Below are 2502 nucleotides of genomic sequence, written 5' to 3' on the forward strand. Positions count from 1 at the left end.
GCCGGGCAACCGCATTCACGGTTGCCCCGGGCTCCAGCGTCTCCGCTACGATCAGGGCCTTCACCTCATCCGGCCACCGCCGGCGGCCCCTGGCATCCGGAACAACCTCCTGGCCAATGAGAAACTCCCGAATATGACTTCACGCGCGAGAGTTTCAGATCAGCTCAGGTTTTGGAAGGTGGCGGTGGGACAACGGTTGCGTCGCGCGTCGCGAGCGTGGTGGCGTAGCGACAGCCCTTGTGCCGGTGCCAACGGCATCCAGGGACACGGATGACGGCGCGGAACCTGGGGCAGCACGATGTCGGGCCGACCGGGGACGTTCCTCGCGTGAAACCTGAAACGCAAGCCGCGCGCATGCAGCGCCCGGCGAAGCGACAGTTCGGGCTTCGTGTCCTTGCCCCGGATTCCAGCGCCAAATGAAGGACATTCTCTGGGGCGGGTCGGTCCGGATCGGCCCTCAGGGGCCCAGCAAACGCAGCGCGGTCAGTTCGTCGGTGACAAGGGTGTTGGGGCGCAGCGATGTCAGCGTGGCGGCGATCATCTCGGTTTTCTCGATCCCGCCCGAGATCAGCACCTTGTTGGCCACGCGCGCCAGCCTTTCGATGGAAATGGATATGGAGCGCGCGTTAACCGGATGATCGACGGGCCGGCCCGTCTTGTCCAGAAAGGTGTAGAGGATGTCGCCCACCGCGCCCGCCTCGATCAGCGACTGGCGGTCGGCCTCGGAGACATGGCCGAGGCGGTAGGAGGTGGTCAGCGTCGATATCCCGCCGCAGGACAGCAGCGCCGCGTCGCAGGTCTCGGCCATCTGCAGGATCTGGTCGAGGCCGCAATGTTCAAGCAGCGCGTGCCGGGTCTGCGCCGAATCGACGATCGCCGGCGCCGGGACCAGAAACCCCTCGGCGTCGAACAGTTCGGCGAATTGCCAGGCGAATTCCGCCGGATTGAAGCGGCGCGCCTGCGAGATGCCGCCAAGCAGCGAGACGACGCGCACGCCCTCCAGCCGCCGGCCCTCGATGAAGGGCAGCATGGCGTGCAGCGTCCGCCCCCAGCCCACGCCGACGGTCATGTGGCTGGCCATCAATTCGGATACATAGGCGCCGGCGGCGGAGGCGATGGCGCGCGTCGGATCCCCGCCGGGGTCGGAGAACGGCGCCACGATCGCCTGGCGAAGCCCGTAGCGTTCCTCGAGGCGGCGCTGGATCTCGACGAAGGGCGCCAGGGCGGACTTGATGCGGATGATGACCTCGCCGCGCTTGCGCGCGTCCGACAGCAGGCGGGTGATCATCACCCGGTTCACGCCCAGCTTCTTGGCGACGTCGGATTGGGTCAGGCCCTCGACGTAATACAGCCACGCGGCGCGGATGCGCAGCTGGCTGTGCTGGTCGACGGGCGCGTGATCGCGCGGCCCGTTCGCTGATCCGTTGGATTCGGGGCCCTGGTCGCTTGGCATATGGCTGATCCCGGCTGAAAGATGGCTGCTGGCGCGCCTTCATAGATGCTGGCGCAGCATATTTCCAACCTCCTCGGGGATTTCGATCTGGGGCATGTGGCCGACGCGCTCGAACAGGTGCAGCGCCGCGCGCCCCGGCGCGCCGAGCGCGTGGCGCCAGGGGATGACCGGATCGCGCCTGCCCCAGACGATCCGCGCGGGCATGTCCAGCCGCGCCAGCGCGGCGATCAGGCTGAAGGCCTGCGTGCCGTCCGGGAACAGCGCCTCGGCAAGCGCGCGCTGCGCCGCCCGCAGCGCCGGGTCGGCGCGCGACGCCATGGCCGCGCGCGCATAGGCGTCGGTGATCAGGCGTTCATCCGCCACAAGGGTCCTGAGCCAGGGGCCGAGGCTTTCGACCCCGGCGGCGCGGGTGATGCCGTCGAGCGCGGCGCCGTTGATGTCCGGGCCGAGCCCGGCGGGGGCGATGAGGGTCAGCGAGGCGACCGCCCGGGGGCGGGTGTCGGCCAGCGCCAGCGCCAGGGCGCCGCCCAGGCTGTGGCCGATCAGATGCGCCTTTTGCAGGCGCAGCCCGTCGAAGGCGTCGCGGATCGTTGCCGCCAGCGCCGCGAAATCGCGGATGCGCAGTTTTGGCGATCTGCCGTGGCCGGGCAGGTCGATGCGAATGATCGGCCGGTGTTTCAGATGGGGCTCCAGCGGGGCCCAGATGGTCGAATCGCTGGCGAAGCCGTGGAGCAGGACCACCGGCGCGCCGTCGCCCACGCCATCGCCCCCGCTGCGCGAGCGGGTGATCGCCAGCGGCCCGGTGTCCGGCGCGAAGCCGGCTGCGGGGCGCGCGCAGGCGCCCGCATCCGCCGGCGCGCGCAGGCGGTCGCGCAGATCCCCGGCCTGGATGCGTCCCCGCGCGCCGGACCCGGCGACGCCGCCAAGATCAAGCCCGCCCGCCCGCGCCAGCGCCCGCGCCAGCGGCGTCGCGCGGACTCTGTTGTCAGGCGCCGGCGGCGTTTGGCTGGCATGCGCCGGGACCGGTTGCGGCGCGCAGGCTTCGGCGG

General features: G+C 70.5%; 4 protein-coding genes. All 4 read right to left on the minus strand.

Translation table 11 applies throughout. From position 1 onward, the window contains the following. Nucleotides 1–133 (minus strand): transposase (locus AC1HC7_RS09485; RefSeq protein ID WP_479498966.1); only part of this gene is annotated, 133 nt, incomplete at its 3' end. A gap of 26 nt (nt 134–159) precedes the next feature. Beyond that, nucleotides 160–405: a hypothetical protein gene (locus AC1HC7_RS09490; RefSeq protein WP_479498967.1), complete on the minus strand. Its 246-nt coding sequence runs from the start codon at nt 403–405 to the stop codon at nt 160–162. A 52-nt stretch (nt 406–457) separates the two neighbouring features. Then, nucleotides 458–1453, minus strand: coding sequence for a sugar-binding transcriptional regulator (locus tag AC1HC7_RS09495; protein WP_479498964.1), 996 nt, complete (start codon nt 1451–1453; stop codon nt 458–460). A 39-nt stretch (nt 1454–1492) separates the two neighbouring features. Further along, a partial coding sequence (locus tag AC1HC7_RS09500) for an alpha/beta fold hydrolase (RefSeq protein ID WP_479498965.1) occupies nt 1493–2502 on the minus strand: 1010 nt, incomplete at its 5' end.

The sequence above is a fragment of the Oceanicella sp. genome, from assembly GCF_056449545.1.